This window comes from Streptomyces sp. NPDC051677, assembly GCF_044453465.1.
Lineage (GTDB): Bacteria > Actinomycetota > Actinomycetes > Streptomycetales > Streptomycetaceae > Streptomyces.
On the sequence record NZ_JBITCT010000013.1, the window covers coordinates 219123 to 236138 of the forward strand.

General features: G+C 68.9%; 12 protein-coding genes and 2 pseudogenes. 6 read left to right on the plus strand and 8 right to left on the minus strand.

Annotated elements, in window-relative coordinates; all coding sequences use genetic code 11:
• Window positions 1-22 precede the first annotated feature (22 nt).
• Both ACIBAF_RS18120 and ACIBAF_RS18125 read left to right on the plus strand, forming a co-directional pair.
• The gene (locus ACIBAF_RS18120) at window positions 23-1330 is read left to right on the plus strand and encodes a glycosyltransferase family 4 protein (RefSeq protein WP_399464216.1); all 1308 of its coding nucleotides are present in this window, start codon (window positions 23-25) and stop codon (window positions 1328-1330) included.
• Window positions 1327-1938, plus strand: coding sequence for an acetyltransferase (locus ACIBAF_RS18125; RefSeq protein ID WP_399464217.1), 612 nt, complete (start codon window positions 1327-1329; stop codon window positions 1936-1938). The genes ACIBAF_RS18120 and ACIBAF_RS18125 overlap by 4 nt, the downstream gene beginning before the upstream one ends.
• A gap of 334 nt (window positions 1939-2272) precedes the next feature.
• Here ACIBAF_RS18125 and ACIBAF_RS18130 read toward each other — a convergent pair whose 3' ends face one another.
• The 4 genes from ACIBAF_RS18130 to ACIBAF_RS18145 all read right to left on the minus strand — a co-directional run bounded on the left by ACIBAF_RS18130 (window position 2273) and on the right by ACIBAF_RS18145 (window position 8080).
• Window positions 2273-3457 carry a DegT/DnrJ/EryC1/StrS family aminotransferase gene (locus ACIBAF_RS18130; protein ID WP_399464218.1) on the minus strand — a complete coding sequence of 395 codons (1185 nt, stop codon included), beginning with the start codon at window positions 3455-3457 and terminating at the stop codon, window positions 2273-2275.
• Window positions 3450-4178, minus strand: coding sequence for a sugar transferase (locus ACIBAF_RS18135; protein ID WP_399464219.1), 729 nt, complete (start codon window positions 4176-4178; stop codon window positions 3450-3452). The genes ACIBAF_RS18130 and ACIBAF_RS18135 overlap by 8 nt, the downstream gene beginning before the upstream one ends.
• Window positions 4175-6007, minus strand: a complete 1833-nt coding sequence (locus ACIBAF_RS18140; RefSeq protein ID WP_399464220.1) for an SDR family NAD(P)-dependent oxidoreductase — start codon at window positions 6005-6007, stop codon at window positions 4175-4177. Before ACIBAF_RS18140 ends, ACIBAF_RS18135 begins: the two co-directional genes overlap by 4 nt.
• A 321-nt stretch (window positions 6008-6328) precedes the next feature.
• Window positions 6329-8080, minus strand: a complete 1752-nt coding sequence (locus ACIBAF_RS18145; RefSeq protein WP_399464240.1) for a DUF4012 domain-containing protein — start codon at window positions 8078-8080, stop codon at window positions 6329-6331.
• Between the two features lie 469 nt (window positions 8081-8549).
• Here ACIBAF_RS18145 and ACIBAF_RS18150 point away from each other — a divergent pair, with 469 nt between their 5' ends.
• The 3 genes from ACIBAF_RS18150 to ACIBAF_RS18160 all read left to right on the plus strand — a co-directional run bounded on the left by ACIBAF_RS18150 (window position 8550) and on the right by ACIBAF_RS18160 (window position 11963).
• Complete coding sequence (locus ACIBAF_RS18150; protein ID WP_399464221.1) at window positions 8550-9578, plus strand: P1 family peptidase; 1029 nt, start codon at window positions 8550-8552, stop codon at window positions 9576-9578.
• A gap of 204 nt (window positions 9579-9782) precedes the next feature.
• On the plus strand, window positions 9783-11021 hold the full coding sequence (locus ACIBAF_RS18155) for an Ig-like domain-containing protein (RefSeq protein WP_399464222.1): 1239 nt from the start codon (window positions 9783-9785) through the stop codon (window positions 11019-11021).
• 195 nt (window positions 11022-11216) lie between these two features.
• Entirely contained in the window at window positions 11217-11963 is a 747-nt protein-coding gene (locus tag ACIBAF_RS18160) for a DUF6227 family protein (protein ID WP_399464223.1), read from the plus strand.
• Window positions 11964-12023: 60 nt separating this feature from the next.
• Here ACIBAF_RS18160 and ACIBAF_RS18165 read toward each other — a convergent pair whose 3' ends face one another.
• Together ACIBAF_RS18165 and ACIBAF_RS18170 are read right to left on the minus strand one after the other, a co-directional pair.
• Complete coding sequence (locus ACIBAF_RS18165; protein ID WP_399464224.1) at window positions 12024-12287, minus strand: hypothetical protein; 264 nt, start codon at window positions 12285-12287, stop codon at window positions 12024-12026.
• 151 nt (window positions 12288-12438) lie between these two features.
• A pseudogene (locus tag ACIBAF_RS18170) lies at window positions 12439-13530 on the minus strand (PTS fructose transporter subunit IIC); the annotation flags it as partial.
• Window positions 13531-13576: 46 nt separating this feature from the next.
• On the opposite strand from ACIBAF_RS18170, the gene ACIBAF_RS18175 reads away from it, so the two are divergent.
• Window positions 13577-15202 (plus strand): recombinase family protein, encoded by a 1626-nt coding sequence (locus tag ACIBAF_RS18175; protein ID WP_399464225.1) that lies wholly within the window; start codon window positions 13577-13579, stop codon window positions 15200-15202.
• Here ACIBAF_RS18175 and ACIBAF_RS18180 read toward each other — a convergent pair.
• Both ACIBAF_RS18180 and ACIBAF_RS18185 read right to left on the minus strand, forming a co-directional pair.
• On the minus strand, window positions 15196-15354 hold the full coding sequence (locus ACIBAF_RS18180; RefSeq protein ID WP_399464226.1) for a hypothetical protein: 159 nt from the start codon (window positions 15352-15354) through the stop codon (window positions 15196-15198). The genes ACIBAF_RS18175 and ACIBAF_RS18180 overlap by 7 nt on opposite strands.
• Window positions 15345-16821: pseudogene (locus ACIBAF_RS18185) on the minus strand (replication initiator). The gene ACIBAF_RS18180 and the pseudogene ACIBAF_RS18185 overlap by 10 nt, the downstream one beginning before the upstream one ends.
• Window positions 16822-17016 lie beyond the last annotated feature (195 nt).

A 17016-nucleotide genomic window follows, 5' to 3' on the forward strand; every position in this document is an offset into this window, starting at 1 on the left:
CAGCTTCGGTGGAGGTAAGGACATGAGGATCTGGATCTTCAACCACTATGCGGCGCCACCGGACTGCGCCGCCGGCACCCGGCACTACGAGCTGGGCCGGGTGCTGGCGGCCAGGGGGCACGAAGTCACCGTTTTCGCCAGCAGTTTCAGCCACTTCAGCAGACGTGAGGAACGGCTCACACCTGGCGAGAAGGTGGCCACCCGGACGATCGACGGCGTCCGCTTCGTCTGGGTCCGCACACCGCCCTACACCAGCAACGGCTACAGTCGCGTGCTGAACATGGTCCACTACGCGGCCCGCGTGCTCTCGGCGCAGCGCGGCCTGAACCGGCCGGATGTGATCGTCGGCTCATCAGTGCACCTGGCCGCGGTGCTCGCCGCCTGGTGGGCGGCCTGCCGCCGCCGTGCCCGCTTCGTCGTCGAGGTGCGTGACCTGTGGCCGCAGACGCTGATCGACATGGGCGCGCTGCGCGCGAACGGGCTGCCTGCCCGGCTGCTCCGGCTGGTCGAGTCCTTCTGCTGCCAGCGCGCGTCCGCCGTGATCTGCCTCCTGCCCGGTGCCGCCGGCTACCTGCAGGCCCGTGGCGTGCCGGCCGAAAAGATCCATTATGTGCCGAACGGGATCGCCGACTTTCCCCGGCCGAGGGATCCGGACCAGCCGGCCGACCCGAACTCTGCGGACCCCGCGAACCAGGCCGCCGACCTGATCGACCGGATCAGGCGCTTTCGCGAGGAGGGTTGCCTCACCGCCGGCTACGTCGGCTCGCACGGTCCGGCCAACGGGGTGGCGACCATCGTCGCGGCCGCGGCGGAACTGCGCGCTGCCGGCCGTCCGCGGGTCGCTGTGGTGATGGTCGGCGACGGCCAGGAGAAGGCCGCGTGCGAACAGCTCGCGCACCGACATGGCCTGGACAACGTGCTGTTCTGGCCGCCAGTGCCGAAGCAGGCCGTGCCGGCCGTGCTGGCCGAGCTGGATGTGACGTTGTTCTGCCTGCGTGATGTCGCGGTCTTCAAGTACGGCCTGAGCAGCAACAAGCTGTTCGACTACTTGGCGTCCGGAAAGCCGGTGCTGTTCGCGAGCAACGCTCCCGGCAGCCCGGTACGCGAGTCCGGCGGCGGCGTGTGCGTGCCCGCCGAGTCGCCGGCGGCCATGGCGGGCGCGCTGGCCGAGTTGGCCGCGATGAGCGAGAGCGAACGGGAGCGAATGGGCGAGCGCGGCCGCCGCTGGGTCTACCGGCATCACGGCATGACCACGCTGGCGGGCGCGTTCCTCACCGCGGTCTCGAAACCGGCGAGGGGCCGGGGGCCGGTGACGGAGGCGGGGCTGTGACGCTGCACATCGTGGGCGCAGGCGGTTTCGGCAGAGAGACGCTGGACGCGGTGCGGGCGACAGCGGCGGCACCCGAGGTGGTCTTCGTGGACGAGCACCCGGCGGCCACCACGCTGACCGGCTGTCCGGTGCTGCTGCCCGGGCAGTTGGCTGCGTCTGGCGGGCAGCAGGACGAGTTCGTGATCGCGATCGCCGACGCGGAGGTGCGCCGCAGACTGGCCCGGCAGTTCGAGGATCGCGGACTGCGAGCGACGACGGTCATCGACCCGCGGGCGGTTGTCTCCCCCACCGCCAGGATCGGGCGCGGCTGTGTTGTGCTCGGCCAGGCGTTCGTCTCCGCCGGCACCGTCCTCGGCGCACATGTCCAGGTCAACTACCACGCCAGCGTCGGTCACGACACGGTGCTCGAGGATTTCGTGACGATCCTGCCGGGGGCCAATGTCGCCGGCAGCGTGACCGTCGGCGCCGGGTCCACGGTGGGCAGCAACGCCGCCGTGCTGCAGGGCCGTCGGATCGGGCCGTCCGTCATGGTCGGCGCCGCGGCTCTGGTGACCCGCGATGTCGCCGCCGGTCAACTGGTCGTCGGCATCCCCGCCAGAGCCCGCTGATCGGACCGGTCATCGGCAACCGGCGGCCTGCGCTGCTCAGCCGGCGCTGATGATCGGCCAGGACCCCGGGAGCCCTGATGCTCCGGTTCGATCACAGGATCCGGGTCCCGTGCGCTTCCACGGCGATGACTTGATCTGCGGGTTTCCTCGTGGCCGACAGGGCGCTCGCACGGCACGTGACTGTCATGACAGCCGCATTCGTCAGTCCCAGGCGATGGACCACCGTGCGGCCTTCAGCACGTCGGCCACCGCTGCCATGTCATCGCGGCGGCCGCGACGCCTGGTGGGTCACCGCCGCACGCAGGGTGCCGGCACGGCGGTGACCAGGCCGCAGTCAGATGTGCGATCGGCGGTCAGCGGGGGCGCCGACCGGCATCAGCTGGGCCGGGGCATTCGGTGACGCCGTCGCCCGGCCGACAGCGACGGTCACCGCGTCAGCGATCTCGGCCACCTCGGCCTCGGTCAGCCGGTGGTGCACCGGCAGCGAGAGCATCGCCTGAGCGACGGCCTCGGTCACCGGCAGTGCCGCGGCGAGCCCGCTGCCGCCGTCCCGCTCGGCGAAGACCGGCTGCCGGTGTACCGGCGGGAAGTAGATCCGTGCCTCGACGCCCTGATCCAGCAGGTCCGCGAGCACATGGTCGCGGATGCCGGGAAGCAGGCAGGTGTACAGCGCCCAGGTGCCCCGGGCATCGGGTGCCTGATGCGGCGTGGTCAGGCCGGGGAGCCCGGTCAGCCGCCGGGTCAGCGATCCCGCGACCAGCTGTTTGCGCCGCAGGATGCCATCCAGCTTGCGCAGCTGCACCCGGCCGATCGCGGCCTGCATCTCGGTCAGCCGCCAGTTGTAGCCAAGGCTCTCGTGCTGGTACAGCCCGCTCTGACCGTGGTTGCGGAGGAGTTTCAGCCGCTCCGCGATGCCCGGGTCGTTGGTCAGCACCATGCCGCCCTCACCGGTGGTGATGTTCTTTGCGGGGGTGAAGCTGAACATGGCCGACCGTCCGAAGGCACCGACCGGTCTGCCCCGGTACTCGGCGCCTGCCGCCTGCGCGGCGTCCTCCAGCAGCGGCACGCCGGCCTCGGCGCACACCCGCGCCAGCCCGTCGAGGTCACCGGGCTGCCCGGCGTAGTGCACGGTCATGACCGCCCGGGTGGCCTGGGTGATCCGGGCCGCGACCGATGCCGGATCGAGGTTGAACGTCCGTGGGTCGATGTCGGCGAACACCGGGGTGGCCCCGACGTGGCACACCGATGTCGCGGTGGCGACGAAGGTCATCGACGGGACGATCACCTCGTCGCCGGGTCCGATGCCCTCGGCGAGCAGCATCGCGTTCAGCGCGGCCGTGCCGGTGCAGAACGTCACACCGAACCGCGCCTGGTGCCGGTCGGCGAACTCCTGCGCGAAAGCCTCGTTCTCCGCGCCGTTGGTGAGAACACCGCTGCGCAGGACCCTTCGTACCGCCTCCCATTCCTCCTCTCCGAGGTCGGGACTTGCAAGCCGGATCCGGACGTTGCTGTCAGGCACCTGAGAGCACCCTTTCTGGTCTGCCGGCGATCGGATCGTTGTCGTGGCCGACGGTGGCTCCGCCCTTGGCCAGGACCGTCCAGACAGTGAGGAACAAGATGGCCAGGTCGAGCCAGAAGCTCTGGTGGCGGACGTAACGCAGATCCCACTCGATGCGCTGCGGCCAGCTCAGGCACTGTCGCCCGTGCACTTGCGCCAGGCCGGTCAGGCCGGGGGTGGCCAGCAGCCGTAGCCGTTGACGACCGGTGTACCGGCGGACCTGGTAGGGCAGCGTCGGTCGAGGCCCCACCAGGCTCATCTCTCCGCGCAAGACATTGACCAGCTGGGGCAACTCGTCAAGGGACGTGCGGCGCAGCACCCGTCCGACCGCGGTCACCCGGGCCGGATCGGCGTCACCTGGTCTCTCGGAGCCGCACGGAACATTGCGCATCGTACGCAGTTTCAGCAGGACGAACGGCCGGCTGTCGCGGCCGACCCGCTGCTGCCGGAACAGGATGGGTCTGCCGTGCGCGAGCAGGTGCGCCAGCGCGGCGATCGCGCAGAGCAGCGCGGCCGGCACGATGATCAGGCTGACCCCGACCAGGTCCAACATTCGCTTGCCGCGGTACGACCCACGGCGGGGCGCCTGGTTGCCGACCTCGGCGTCGCCGGGAAGCGCGGTGGGCGCCTCCGCAGCCAGCGAGCCTGCCCGGTACCGGCCCGGCACGGGCGGGGCGGTCATGTGCTGGCCTCCGCTCTTCCGGGCTGGCCGTGCAGCACAGGCAGGCAGGCAGGCTGCCCAGGGCCGGGCGCGGCGGCGAGGAGCGCCAGGGCGGCGCGTACCTCGTCGGGATCGGTGAGGTGACCGATACGGGTGATCTCACCGGCATCGAGTGCGGGCACCGGCACCTGTCTGACCAGCGGATGCCTCGGCCGATGGTCCGGTTCCCCACGGCCCAGCAAGTCCTCGATCAGCTTTTCGCCGGGCCGCAGCCCGGTGAAGACGATCTCGACGCGCCGCGATGCCGCGGCGGCCATACGGCGGGCGAGGTCGACGATGCGGACCTGGTCTCCCATGTCGAGGACGAGGACCTCACCGCTCTCCCCGACGGCCACGGCCTGCAGCACCAGTTGGACGGCTTCAGTGGCTGTCATGAAGTAGCGAGCGACCTGCGGGTGAGTCACGGTGATCGGGCCGCCCGCAGCGATCTGCGCGGACAGCGAGCCGAGCAGCGAACCCCGGCTGCCCAGGACGTTGCCGAACCTGACAGACACCCAGGTCCCAGGGAATTCTCCGGCCATGTGAGCGGTGAGCCGCTCGGTGATCCGCTTGGATGTGCCGAGGACGCTGGCCGGGTCGGCGGCCTTGTCGGTGGAGACGTTCACGAACGACCGCACACCGCAGGCCGCAGCCGCTTGCAGCACGTTCAGCGTGCCGGTCACGTTCGTCTTCAGCGCCTCGCGCGGATACCGCTCAAGCAGCGGAAGGTGTTTCACGGCCGCCGTGTGGAACACGATCTCCGGGCGAGTGTGCGCGAAGACCTCGCTGATGCGGGCGGCATCTGTGATGTCGGCGAGCACGACCTCGTCGGAATCGAGCAGTGCACGGCCGTGCAGCGCGAGCTGGATCGCGTGCAGCGCTGATTCGTCCCGGTCGAGCATCACCAGCGAAGCAGGACCCAACCGGTGCAACTGGCGGCACAGCTCCGAACCGATCGAGCCGCCGGCGCCGGTGACAAGGATGCGGCGTCCGGCGAAATGACCGGCAAGCGCCGTCAGGTCCAGACGGATCGGATCGCGCCCCAGGAACTGGGTGATCCGCGGGTCGCGGACGTCGTCGATCCGCGCCGGTCCGGCGACCAGTTCCTCGACGCGCGGGATCACCTTGGTGATCAGGCCGATCGACTCGGCCCGTGTGATCAACTCACGGATCACCTGGCCGTCACGGCACCCGTCGGCAATGGCGACGACCATGACCGTCGCCCCGGTCTCCGCAGCGACCTCGGCGAGCCGCTCCCGTCCGCCGCGCACTCGGATACCGCAGATCCGCAGTCGGCGCTTGCCGGGGTCGTCGTCCAGTAGGGCAACCGGTTGGTACTGCGCGCCAGGCTGACCGGTCAGCCGCTGCACCAGTTGCGTTCCGGCGCTGCCCGCGCCGAACACAATCACCCTGACGGCGTTCGGGGCAGGCCGTCTCGGCCTGCGCTGGATGGCCGCGACTGCGGCCCGCACGGTGATCGTGGCGAGCACGCCCATCAGCACGGCGAGGCCGGCCGTGGCCGGTCTGCCGCCCACCAGGGGGAGCTCTGCCAGGTAGATGCCCTCCAGGAGCAGCGCGGTCAGCCCGGCGGAGACCAGCGCCGCCCTCAACTCCGCGCCGGTCTCTGCCTGATAGCGCCCGGAGTAGAGCCCACAGACAGTTCCGGCCACTACCGCTGCCATGCCTGTGACACCGCAGACGATGACCAGATCGCCGGGTCCTACGTGCGGGTCGGAAGCGCCGCTGCTGGTCAGGTCGGCGATCAACAGGCCGCATGTCCAGGCGATCGCGTCTATGGTGGCTCGCACCACCGGTCGGCGATACCGAGCGACGACGCCAGACCGACCGCTCGGCCGTGCCTGCGTTTCCTGTGCGGTTTGGAGAACGGCCGGTTGAACCGCTGTCAGCTTTTCGTTGCTGGCACATTGCCCACGCAAGGTGAACCCCGATCAGCAGGATGTCAATTTCCCGGGATCTATTTGGACATTTCGCTGACGGCCTGTCCAAAGACGCTACCGCGTCCTTTTGGGTGGTCATCAAAAAGTTCTTCGCCTCGCGGACTGCTTCTCGTGTGGGCTCTTCGTGTTCGCTCAACATCCACAGCCAGCGAGAACCCGACTCGGACGGTCGGACTACTTCGCGCACGGTTGGCCAAGCACCTTGGTCGTCTGCGGCCGCGCCAACGGCTGCACCGGGACCACGGGGGTGCGCTCCGAAGCCGGTTCCAGCAGACGAACATCCACCTCTCGTGTCTGACCGGGCAGGAGTTCCACCTGTGCGCCCACTACCAGGTGACCGCGCTCCTCGGTCGACGACAGCAGAAGCCGCTTTCCGTCCAGGGTCGCGCCGGTGAACCGCGCACCGGAGCTGGCGTACAGGGAAAGCCAGATCCGTGTGGAACCCGGCGGGTGCGGGTGCTCGGGATCGTCGGAGCGGAGAGTGACCAAGGCAGGCAGACCCGCGGCGGGAGCGGAATTGGTCAGCCTCATCCGCACCACGCTGGGACGGGAACCGCCTTCGCAAGGACCGAGTTCGTAGGTCAGCGAACGTCCCAGATAGTAATCCATCTTGTTGCCCGCGAAATTGTTGACCACGAGATGAGCGAAGGGTCCTGTCGCCTCGGGGACTTCGCCTGCCAGCCCGGCTTCTTCCAAAGCCGACTCGGTGGAGGCGTCTCTGCTCCACATGCGCAGTCGGCCGTCATCGGCGTTCTGCCGCAGGGCCTGGAAGAGGGCCATGGAATCGGGGTGGTGATTCAGCAGGGCGGCAGCGACGGACTGCGCGACCTGTACCAGGAAACGTTTGCGTTCGATGTTGTTGTACGACGCGTAGAGGGTGCTCTCCGTGAGCTCTACGGTGTTCGCCGCCGTCAGCCGTTTTCCGTCCGGAAGGTGGACCGGTCCTGTGGCTTTGAGGACATGGGCGAGTCCGACGGGATCGGTCGCGATGGCCCCGTCGAGTCGCTGTCCCGTGTGCCGCTCCCACAGTCCCACCCAGATCTGCGCCGCAAAAGGGAAATGAGCGGACAGATTCGAATTGGCCAGCCCCTGTGTGCTCTCAGCAGGTCCGTAGCGACCATCGAACGCCGGTCCGAAGTCCGCCACGGGAGTGGTGGTATTCGGCAGCATTCCATCCGAGGCGAAGTCGTGCAAAGTGATGCGGCCACGATCGGCGGTCAGGATGCCGAAGGTACCAACGAGCCCACCGGTGCCCCGGGCCTCGGCATTGTTCTGGAAGGCGACAAAGTAGGAGCGTGGCCCCGAGGCGCCCAGAACAGGCATCAGCAACCGCGTCGTCGACTCTGCCTTGGAGACCGAGTCGGAAAGGCTCGCCACCTGGTCGAACATCCGCTGCCGTGCCGTATCAAGGCGACGGACCGCCGTCGAACCGGGCAGGCCGCTCAATCCCTTCTGGATTCCGGTCAGTTGCCGGTGCACATTCCCCAGCAGGTCCGTGGCCGCCGAAAGCCGGCGGAGATCGACACGATCTTTGTGCACAATCTGACCGGACGACAGCATCTGATGCAGTCGCACCGCCTCCGGCAGCACTCCGGTGGCCATCTCGTCGGCGGCGACACTCAGCCCCCGGGCAGAGCGGAGCGGTGGGCTCATCAGTGGAAGTCTCTCGGCTACGCCCCACACCGGCGTGGCGGCCGCCCTCCGGGCGACCGCTGTGTGTTTCTGGATGGAGCCCAGCGCCTCGGCCGAGGGCAGGCGATGCCGGACCATGTCCATACGGATTCGGTCAGTCGCCACCTGGGCGGCAGCAAGATTGCTCTGGACCTCGTGGACCTCCCACAGCAGGCAACCGACCGACGCGACGGACAACAGACCGCCAACCGCTGCAGCCCAGACAATTGCTCGACGGTGGCTGCGCCGGACCATCACGGCCACAAATGCCCGCGCACTCCTTTTACCTCGCTGAAAGGCCCACCTGCGTGGTTGCTCTGCAGGATCCCTCTCCACGGCGCCCTTCAGGCCGTCCGCCGGGTCCCTTCCTGCCGTCATTACCTACCCATGAATCGAAGGAGTTCGTTTCCACCCGAACCGAGCATGTGGGTTCCATCAGTAATGACAGTCACGACTCGTTGCAAACTTCACCGCGTCAGATAACCGAAAACTGGGTCCATACGGCCCAACCCCGAGCATTTATGACGGGCCGTGAGCTTGCCGTCGGTCCGTTTCGTGGTGGCCTTGCCCGGATCGCGCACTGTCGCGGCTTGCGCCACGGCGACACCGCCGTCGTCGCTCGGGAGACCCGGGAGGAGCGGGACAGTCCGGAGCACGGTTCGAGCGGGCGATGCGACGGGGCGCGACACCGCCTCCCACCACGCGCTGGGCGAGACTGGCTCCCATGACAGTTGACGCTCTGACAGACGTCGCCGGCTTGCGCGTGGGACACGCCACGCGCACCGGCGACGGTTGGCTCACCGGCACCACGGTCGTCCTCGCGCCGGAGGGCGGCGCCGTGGCCGCCGTGGACGTGCGCGGCGGCGGTCCTGGCACGAAGGAGACCGATGCCCTCGATCCACGCAACCTGGTGCAGCGGGTAGAGGCGGTCGTGCTGACCGGGGGCAGTGCGTACGGGCTCGACGCGGCGTCCGGGGTGATGGCCTGGCTGGAGGAGCAGGGGCGCGGCGTGCCCGTGGGGCCCGACCCCGCGCACGTCGTGCCGGTGGTGCCCGCCGCCTGCGTCTTCGACCTGGGCCGGGGCGGCGACTTCCGTGCCCGGCCGGACGCGGCCACCGGCCGGGCGGCGGTCGAGGCGGCCGCGGCGAGCGAGCCTGGCGCGCGGGTGCGGGAAGGGTGCGTGGGCGCCGGGACCGGGGCTGCGGTCGGCCCGATGAAGGGCGGGGTCGGCACCGCCGCCGTCGTCCTCGACTCGGGGATCACGGTGGCCGCGCTGGTGGTGGCCAACGCCGTGGGGTCGGTGCTGGATCCCGAAACGGGGGTGCTGTACGGGGAGTTGTTCCAGGGGCGCGTGACGTACCCGGAGGCGCAGGTGCACGAGGCCGCTTGCCGGCGGCTTGCCGAGAGCGCGGCGAGGAACGCGTCGCCGCTGCTCAACACCACGCTCGCGGTGGTCGCCACCGACGCGGACCTGTCGAAGGCGCAGGCGCAGAAGCTCGCGGGCACGGCGCACGACGGGATCGCACGCGCCGTGCGGCCGGTCCACATGCTCAACGACGGGGACACGGTCTTCGCCCTGGCGACGGGCGCCCGCTCCCTCGACCCCGCCCACCCGCTGGCCCTGAACGACATCCTCGCGGCAGGCGCGGACATGGTGACCCGCGCGATCGTACGAGCCGTCCGCGCCGCCGAGTCGGTGGACGGGCCGGGTGGCCTGTGGCCCTCCTACGAGGAGTTGTACGGGGGTCGGTGACGCGTCGCGGGTCCGAGGCGACTCGCCCTCGCGGAGGGTGTCCGAAGGGGGCCTGAAGGGGGATTGTCCCGGTTCTGTCACGTGATGGTGCCAAGGGTCGGTGGGGGGAACCTCACGGGCCGTCGGGTCCCTCCTTGTTCACGTACTCCACGTACTCCACGTACCGGAGCGGATCACTCACCTCACATGAAGCTGGAGCAGCCCGTGACAACGGCGGACATAGCAGCGCGGCGTGTACTGGGAGCCTGTGCCGTCCTGGTGGTCGGTGCCCTGACACTGACCGCCTGCGGGGGCAGTGCCACCGCCAAGGACGATGGCGCCAAGGACGGCAAGAGCTCCGCCAAGACGTCCACGGCGAAGATCGTCATCTCGGCGCAGGACGGCTCGACGGGCGCGTCGATCAACGCGACCGGTGTGAAGGTGAGCGACGGCCGGCTCACCGAGGTGAAGATGACGGTGGCCGGGTCGGGACAGGCCGTCGAGGGCTCGCTGTCGGCCGACGGCGGCAACTGGAAGCCGAAGGAGCAGTTGGAGCGCGGGACGAAGTACCAGATATCGGCGATCGCGAAGGATGCGAGCGGTAAGACCGCCGCCGCCAACTCCATCTTCACCACGGTCACTTCGGCCAACAGCTTCATCGGGACGTACACGCCGGACAACGGCACGACGGTCGGCGTCGGGATGCCGGTGTCGTTCACCTTCGACAAGACCATCGGCGACAAGAAGGCCGTGCAGTCGCACATCACGGTCACCTCCAGCAGCGGTCAGCAGGTGGTCGGGCACTGGTTCGGGGCACAGCGGCTCGACTTCCGGCCCGAGGAGTACTGGAAGGCCGGCTCCAAGGTCACGATGAAGATCGACCTGGACGGCGTCGAGGGCGCGAACGGTGTCTTCGGGGTGCAGAAGAAGACGGTCACGTTCACCGTCGGACGGTCCCAGGTGTCCACGGTCGACGTGAACACGCAGACCATGACGGTGGTGCGGGACGGGCAGACCCTGAAGACGATCCCGATCTCGTCGGGCAGCCCGGACCACACCACGTACAACGGGCAGATGGTGATCTCCGAGAAGTTCACGCAGACCCGCATGAACAGCCGGACGGTCAACCTGGGCGGCGAGTACGACATCCCGGACGTGCCGCACGCGATGCGTCTGACGACGTCCGGCACCTTCATCCACGGCAACTACTGGTACAACCAGGGCAATCCGCCCTTCGGTCGCACCGGCACCAGTCACGGCTGCGTCGGCCTCGCGGACGTGCGGGGCGCGCAGGGGGACACGCCCGCCAAGTGGTTCTACGACAAGTCGCTGATCGGTGATGTCGTGATCGTCAAGAACTCCCCGGACAAGACGGTGGCCCCGGACAACGGCCTCAACGGCTGGAACATGTCCTGGGCCGAGTGGACCGCGGGAAGCGCAGGGAGCGCGGGGAGCGCGGGCTGAGCGCCCGGTAGGCGAAGATCGCGGGGAACGCCGTCTGACCGGCGGTTTCTGTCAGGTCGCCGGGCCGTGCGGGAACATTTCGCGCGGCCTGCGCGTTTTCCCGGCATACGTTTTCTCGGTTCCCGGACATGATGTCCGACCGAGGGGCTACGGTATGCACCCACAAGGTGACATGCAGCAACGCCGGGAGAAACCTTGAGCGTTCCGTACGAGACAACAGCGTACGAACCAGCCGAGTCGCCCGAGTCTCCGGAGGAGCACCTCGCGCGACTGCTCGGTCGCGCCCTGAACTCGTTCGAGCTGCCCGACGAAGCTCTGCGGCGGCTCGACTGCGCCCTGGCCCACGACAGCTCCCTGCACTCCGCGCACCACAGCGCGGGTCTGCACCGGGAGACGTACCGGCACACCTGGCTGCTGGCCGACGGCTGCGCGCTCACGCTGTGGGAGCTCGTGCACAACACCGCGCCGGGCAGCGAGCCGCAGCACGAGGTGTACGTCGACGAGGAGGAGCTGCGCACCGCCACAGCCCGGCTGCCGCTGCCGGCGGACGCGCCGGACTTCGAACTGCCGGTACTGGTGCAGCTGTCGCCGGTCCCCGCGCCCCGGCATGTGTACGTGCCGGACGACTCGGCGGACCACGCGCGCCGGCTGCTGCGCCGCGCGGAGAACCCAGACCGGCCCGGCACGGACACGGCCGCGCTGCTGACGTCGGCTTTCGCGCACCAGATCACCCAGGCCTTCGGGCGCCCCTGCCGTGCGGGTCGTATCGGCCTGGGCTACTCGCTCTACGAGCACGCGTTCCTGCTGCGCGACGGCCGGGAGATCTCCCTGTGGGAGGTCGAGCACACGGCGACGCCCGACGGGCGGCACATGTGCGAGGTGTATCCGTCCGAGACGGCGGCCCGGGACGCGATGGAACGCCGGGCGGCACAGGTCTCCTGAACAGGGGCGAGTCAACGAGCAGGGGCGGGTCGCCTGAGCGGCGGCGGGCGGGCGCGGGTGTCAGCGGCCGCCGTCGAGTTGCCGTACGAGGCCTGCGAAGGCGTCTCGCTCCGCGGGGGTCAGTTCGACGCTCTCCAGGTGGGGGCCGGTCTGCCGTTGGTGCGGGAGGGCCGACAGGTCGGGGCGGGCGGGGAGCGCCGGACGGTTGTCGGCGCCGGAGCGGATGCGGCGCAGGATCCGGGTCAGGACGAGCAGCCAGGCGACGGACGCCACGGCGAGGACGGTCAGGGCCGTCAGCTGAGTGGGCGTGAAATGCACAGGCATACCGCCCAGTACACACCACGGTCCGGGACGTTGGCCCCGGACCGTGACGTATCTCGCAGGCCACGCAGATCGCGCTAAGGGCCTTTTTCGTGTGCAGAGTTGCGAATCACCGCAGACAGCCGCAGAGAGCGGACGCCTACCACCGCGGCCCTTACGCGGCCACCGGCTGCTTCGTCTCCGCCGCGGTGGCGGCCGCGGACTCCTCCGTCGTCCCGGGTTCGGCGGCCCCGGGGGCCGGCTTGCGCAGGCCCTTGAGGACGACGACCACGGCCGTCGTCACGCACACGCCCGCCGCGATGGCGACCAGGTAGAGGAAGGGGTTGCCGATCAGCGGGATCACGAAGACGCCGCCGTGCGGAGCGCGGAGTGTGGCGCCGAACGCCATCGACAGGGCGCCGGTGACCGCGCCGCCCGCCATCGAGGCCGGGATGACGCGCAGCGGGTCGGCGGCGGCGAACGGGATCGCGCCCTCGGAGATGAAGGAGGCGCCCAGGACCCACGCGGCCTTGCCGTTCTCGCGCTCGGTCGAGGTGAAGAGCTTCTTGCGGACGGTCGTCGCAAGGGCCATGCCCAGCGGCGGGACCATGCCCGCGGCCATCACGGCGGCCATGACCTTCATCGCGGAGTCGCTGGGGTCCTGGACGGCGATGCCGGCCGTGGCGAAGGCATACGCGACCTTGTTGACGGGGCCGCCGAGGTCGAAGCACATCATCAGGCCGAGCAGGACGCCCAGCAGGACGGCGTTGGTGCCGGACAGGCCCGACAGCCAGTCCGTCATGCCCTTCTGGGCCTCTGCGATGGGCTTGCCGATCACGACGAACATCAGGAAGCCGACGACCAGCGAGGAGATCAGCGGGATCACCACGACCGGCATGATGCCGCGCAGCACCGGAGGGATCTTGATCCGCTGGATCGCGAGGACGGTGCCGCCGGCCAGCAGACCGGCGGCCAGACCGCCGAGGAAGCCGGCGGCGATGTTGGAGGCGATCATGCCGCCGACGAAGCCGGGGACGAGTCCGGGGCGGTCGGCCATGCCGTAGGCGATGTAACCGGCGAGGACCGGGATGAGGAAGCCGAAGGCGACCCCGCCGATCTGGAACAGCAGGGCGCCCCAGCTGTCGACCTGGGTCCAGGAGAAGTGCTCCATGACGGAGGGCGCCTTGTTGATCTGCCAGCCGCCGATCGCGAACCCGAGGGCGATCAGCAGACCGCCCGCGGCGACGAACGGGACCATGTAGCTCACGGGCTATCTTTAGCCAGACACTTGACCTTGGGAGGGAAGGCTAGCAGTGGCCAAAGCGTCATCCAAGTGGCAGTTGCACCCCGATCTTCAACGGGCACTTGCCGACGGGCAGACCTTCGAGGAGTGGCTTGGGGACCGTCGGCCGTGCTGCTCGTACGCCCGCATCACGCAGGACCGACGGAACGAAGTCGGCGTGGGGCGTCAGCACCGGAACTGCGACGAGTTCGCCGAGCAGCACCAATGTGCCGTCGTCTACCGGTACACCGACAACCACATCACAGCAGCCGACCCCGACATCGAACGGCCGGCGTTCCTACGGCTCGTGCGGGATCTTCGCGCCCGCAGGGTGGAGGAGGGCTATCCCGTCCACGGCCTGTTCGTGGTCGAGGAAGAACGGGTGGTACGCCTGCCCGAGGACTACCTGAAGCTTCACCGCGCGCTCACCGTGGACAATCGCGGCCTGTACGCGGTGACCGACACGAAGACCATCTTGGACGTGCACAGCGACGCCGAGATGATCCGGGGTCTCCTCACCTCCGCCATGGGTGAGCGAGAGGTGGTCAAGGTCAAGCGCCGGGTCAAGCGCAACGTCCGGGACCAGGCGCTAGAAGGGCACCCGACTGGGCCGCGCCGGTTCGGCTGGCTGGGTGCGGACGCCACGGCCGGACGCAAGGTCAACGAGAAGTCGCACCCCGAGGAGTCGCCGGTACTGCGGAAGGCGCTCGACATGGGCCTTGAGGGCAAGCACTGGTCGACCATCGTTGAGCACCTGGACAAGAGCGGGTTCCTCACCGTGCGCGGCAACCGTTGGTCGACCACGCCCGTGCAGTACATGCTGACGAACCCGGCGTTGTGCGGCTACCGCGTGATCAACGGCGAGTTGGTGCGCGACCCGAAGACCGGGGAACCGGTCAAGGGCAAGTGGGACACCATCTGCACGCCGGAGGAGTGGCTGAAGATGGTGAGCCGTTGCCCCGTGTGGTTCAACCTCGAAGGCGACACGGCCAGCACCCGCTACCGGGAGAAGGTCAGGCGTGAGGGAAGGAAGGACTACCGGGGACTCGCCGAGGCAACGCGGCGGTTCTTCCTGACGAACCTGGCTCGCTGCGGCTACGTGGACGCCGAGGGCAACCGGTGCTACGCGAAGATGAAGGGCAATCCGCCTACCGGGACGAACAAGCAGGACCGCTACCGGTGCGGCGACCCGCGTTGCAACAAGGTGAGCCGTCGGGCCGACTACGTGGACAAGGCCATAGAGGCGCTGGTGACCAAGGTCTTGGAGGACCAGTTCGCCGCGTTGGTGCCGGACGAGCGTACGTGGTACGGCGAGGAGACGTTGAAGGCACTGCTGGCCCAGCGTGAGGAGTACAAGCAGCTCCACAAGGACGGCAGGCTGAGTGTCGCCGAGTACCTGGAATTCCGGGACAAGATCCATGAGCAGATCAGCGAGTCCCAGAAGGACCGGGACGAGTTCTATGCCGAACAGGCCGCCAAGAACTTCCTTGCCGGGTTCACATGCAAGAAGTGGGAGGACTTCGACATGCGGCAGAGGCGCCAGGCCGCTGCGACCGTCCTACAGGCGGTGATCATCCACCCGATTCCCGAAGGCCGCTCACGCAGCGCGGAGTTCGACCCGGATTTGTTGGAACCGGTCTTCCGGACACCTCACTGAAACAGGTCTCGCAGGATCTCAAGCTGCCCTTCGCCCAAGCGGGGGGCAGCTTTTGCTTGCCGTGCGGCCCAGGCATCCAGGCGGCGCATGACGGGATCCTCGTTCTCCCCGCGTGAGCGGTTGTCCACGACGACGGGGTCGATCACAGCCATGGGGCTCCCTCCGTCTTCACTCGTTCGGCATGGGCGATGTCGTGGCGCACTTGTGCTGCGAGGAGTTCTTCGCCGGGGCGATAGCCAGTGGCCAGGTACGCCCAGGAGGAGGCGGTGACGAGGGTCGTCTCGTCGGTGGCGGGGAGGCCGGCGCGGGCGCGGGCGGCTTCGGCCTGGGCGAGACGCCAGGCGCGGCGTACGTCGCGAAGTGCGCCGAGGGTGGTGGAATAGGCGCGGGACTTGGTGGAGAAGTGGCCGCGGAAGCCGAGCATGTGGGCCCACTTCCAGAGCTTGAGTTCGGCGAACTCCGGCAGGTGGCCGAGGGCCCAGGCGGTACGGATCATCTGCCGTACGTGCCGCTGGACGGGCAGGGCCTTGATGAGCTCAGCCTGTCCGGTGCCGTCGCAGTCGGCGCACACGTCGTGAAAGCGGTCAGGGCCGCGTACGTAGCCCCGTCCGGCGCAGGGGCGGCACATCAGGGTGCGGTCCACGGTGCCGGTGCCTTCTGCGTTCTTGGTGGCGTACTTGGCGACGTATCCGGCGACCTTGGCGTCTGTGTACTCGGCAACGCGGGCGTCGGTGAGTTCGCCGTCGCCCAGGGCGGTGATGGGGTCGACCTTGTACCGGCCGCCCCAGGCGATGACGCGTTCGCCGATGGCGTCGGACTCGATGGTGAGCCGAGCGCTCTTCACGGCCAGGCCCACGGCGGCGCTCAGGGCGTCGAAGGTGGCCCAGGCCGGGGGCGGGCTGGTGTGTCCGTCGGGGCCGTCGGATCACGGCGTGGAAGTGGACCAGGCCGCGCTTCTGGTACTCGGCGACCTTGGCGAAGGAGACGCGCAGGGCGGAGTTCAGGGCCTTTTGCGTCATGCCGAAGTGCTTGGCCAGGGCGCGGCGGAGGTAGGTGGTGAAGCGGGCCCAGAGCTGTCCGGCGTGGGCGTTCCAGAGCACGGCGCCGGTGTAGTCGTAGGTGGCCGGGTTCAGGGGGGTGCCGAGTTCGGGGGCGTCTTCGGCGTGGGTGTCACCGCAGGCGCAGGGGCGCTTGTTCGCGTTGGTGGTGGGGCGGTTGTGGACGGGACCGAAGGAGGGGGCGGTGAGGGTGACGAAGGCGCGGGGGTGGTCGCGGACGGTTTCGGCGACGTTCTTGCCGCCGGAGAGTCCGGCCTTGATGAGGTGGTAGGTGTCAGCGGCGTAGACGCGGGAGCAGGCGGGGCAGCGTGAGGAGCGGCGGTTGCCACAGGTGGTCAGCAGGCGTCCGGAGGGTTCGTCTTCGGAGCGGTAGGAGCGCACCACTTCCTTGGTGGTCTGGTCGGTGGTGACGGTCCAGCCATGGAGGTTGACGGGGCTGGTGCAGCCGCGCAGGTCGCGTACCTGCTGCTGTACGCGGTCGAAGTCGAGGGTGTTGGCCAGTTCGACCAGGTCCCGCAGGCCGGGGCTGATCACGTGGCGCAGGTCGAGGGGGCGGCGCATAGGTGGCGGAGTCTCCTTTCCGGCGCGGGGGTGGGACCTGCGGGCAGCAGCGATCAGCGCTCGGGCTGCTGCCCGCAGGCATGGCAGGTCGGGCCTAGGCCGTGTCTTCAATTGATCTTGAGTAGTGGATCATGGTCGTGTGATACGTCGCCATGAACTGTCTGATCAGGAGTGGGAGTTCCTCCGTCCGCTGTT

Coding starts and splice junctions, on each gene's coding strand:
- ACIBAF_RS18145 (WP_399464240.1), bottom strand. CDS start 8,080: ATGGTCCGGCGCAGCCACCGTCGAGCAATTGTCTGGGCTGCAGCGGTT.
- ACIBAF_RS18120 (WP_399464216.1), top strand. CDS start 23: ATGAGGATCTGGATCTTCAACCACTATGCGGCGCCACCGGACTGCGCC.
- ACIBAF_RS18165 (WP_399464224.1), bottom strand. CDS start 12,287: ATGCCTGTGCATTTCACGCCCACTCAGCTGACGGCCCTGACCGTCCTC.
- ACIBAF_RS18150 (WP_399464221.1), top strand. CDS start 8,550: ATGACAGTTGACGCTCTGACAGACGTCGCCGGCTTGCGCGTGGGACAC.
- ACIBAF_RS18135 (WP_399464219.1), bottom strand. CDS start 4,178: ATGACCGCCCCGCCCGTGCCGGGCCGGTACCGGGCAGGCTCGCTGGCT.
- ACIBAF_RS18180 (WP_399464226.1), bottom strand. CDS start 15,354: ATGGCTGTGATCGACCCCGTCGTCGTGGACAACCGCTCACGCGGGGAG.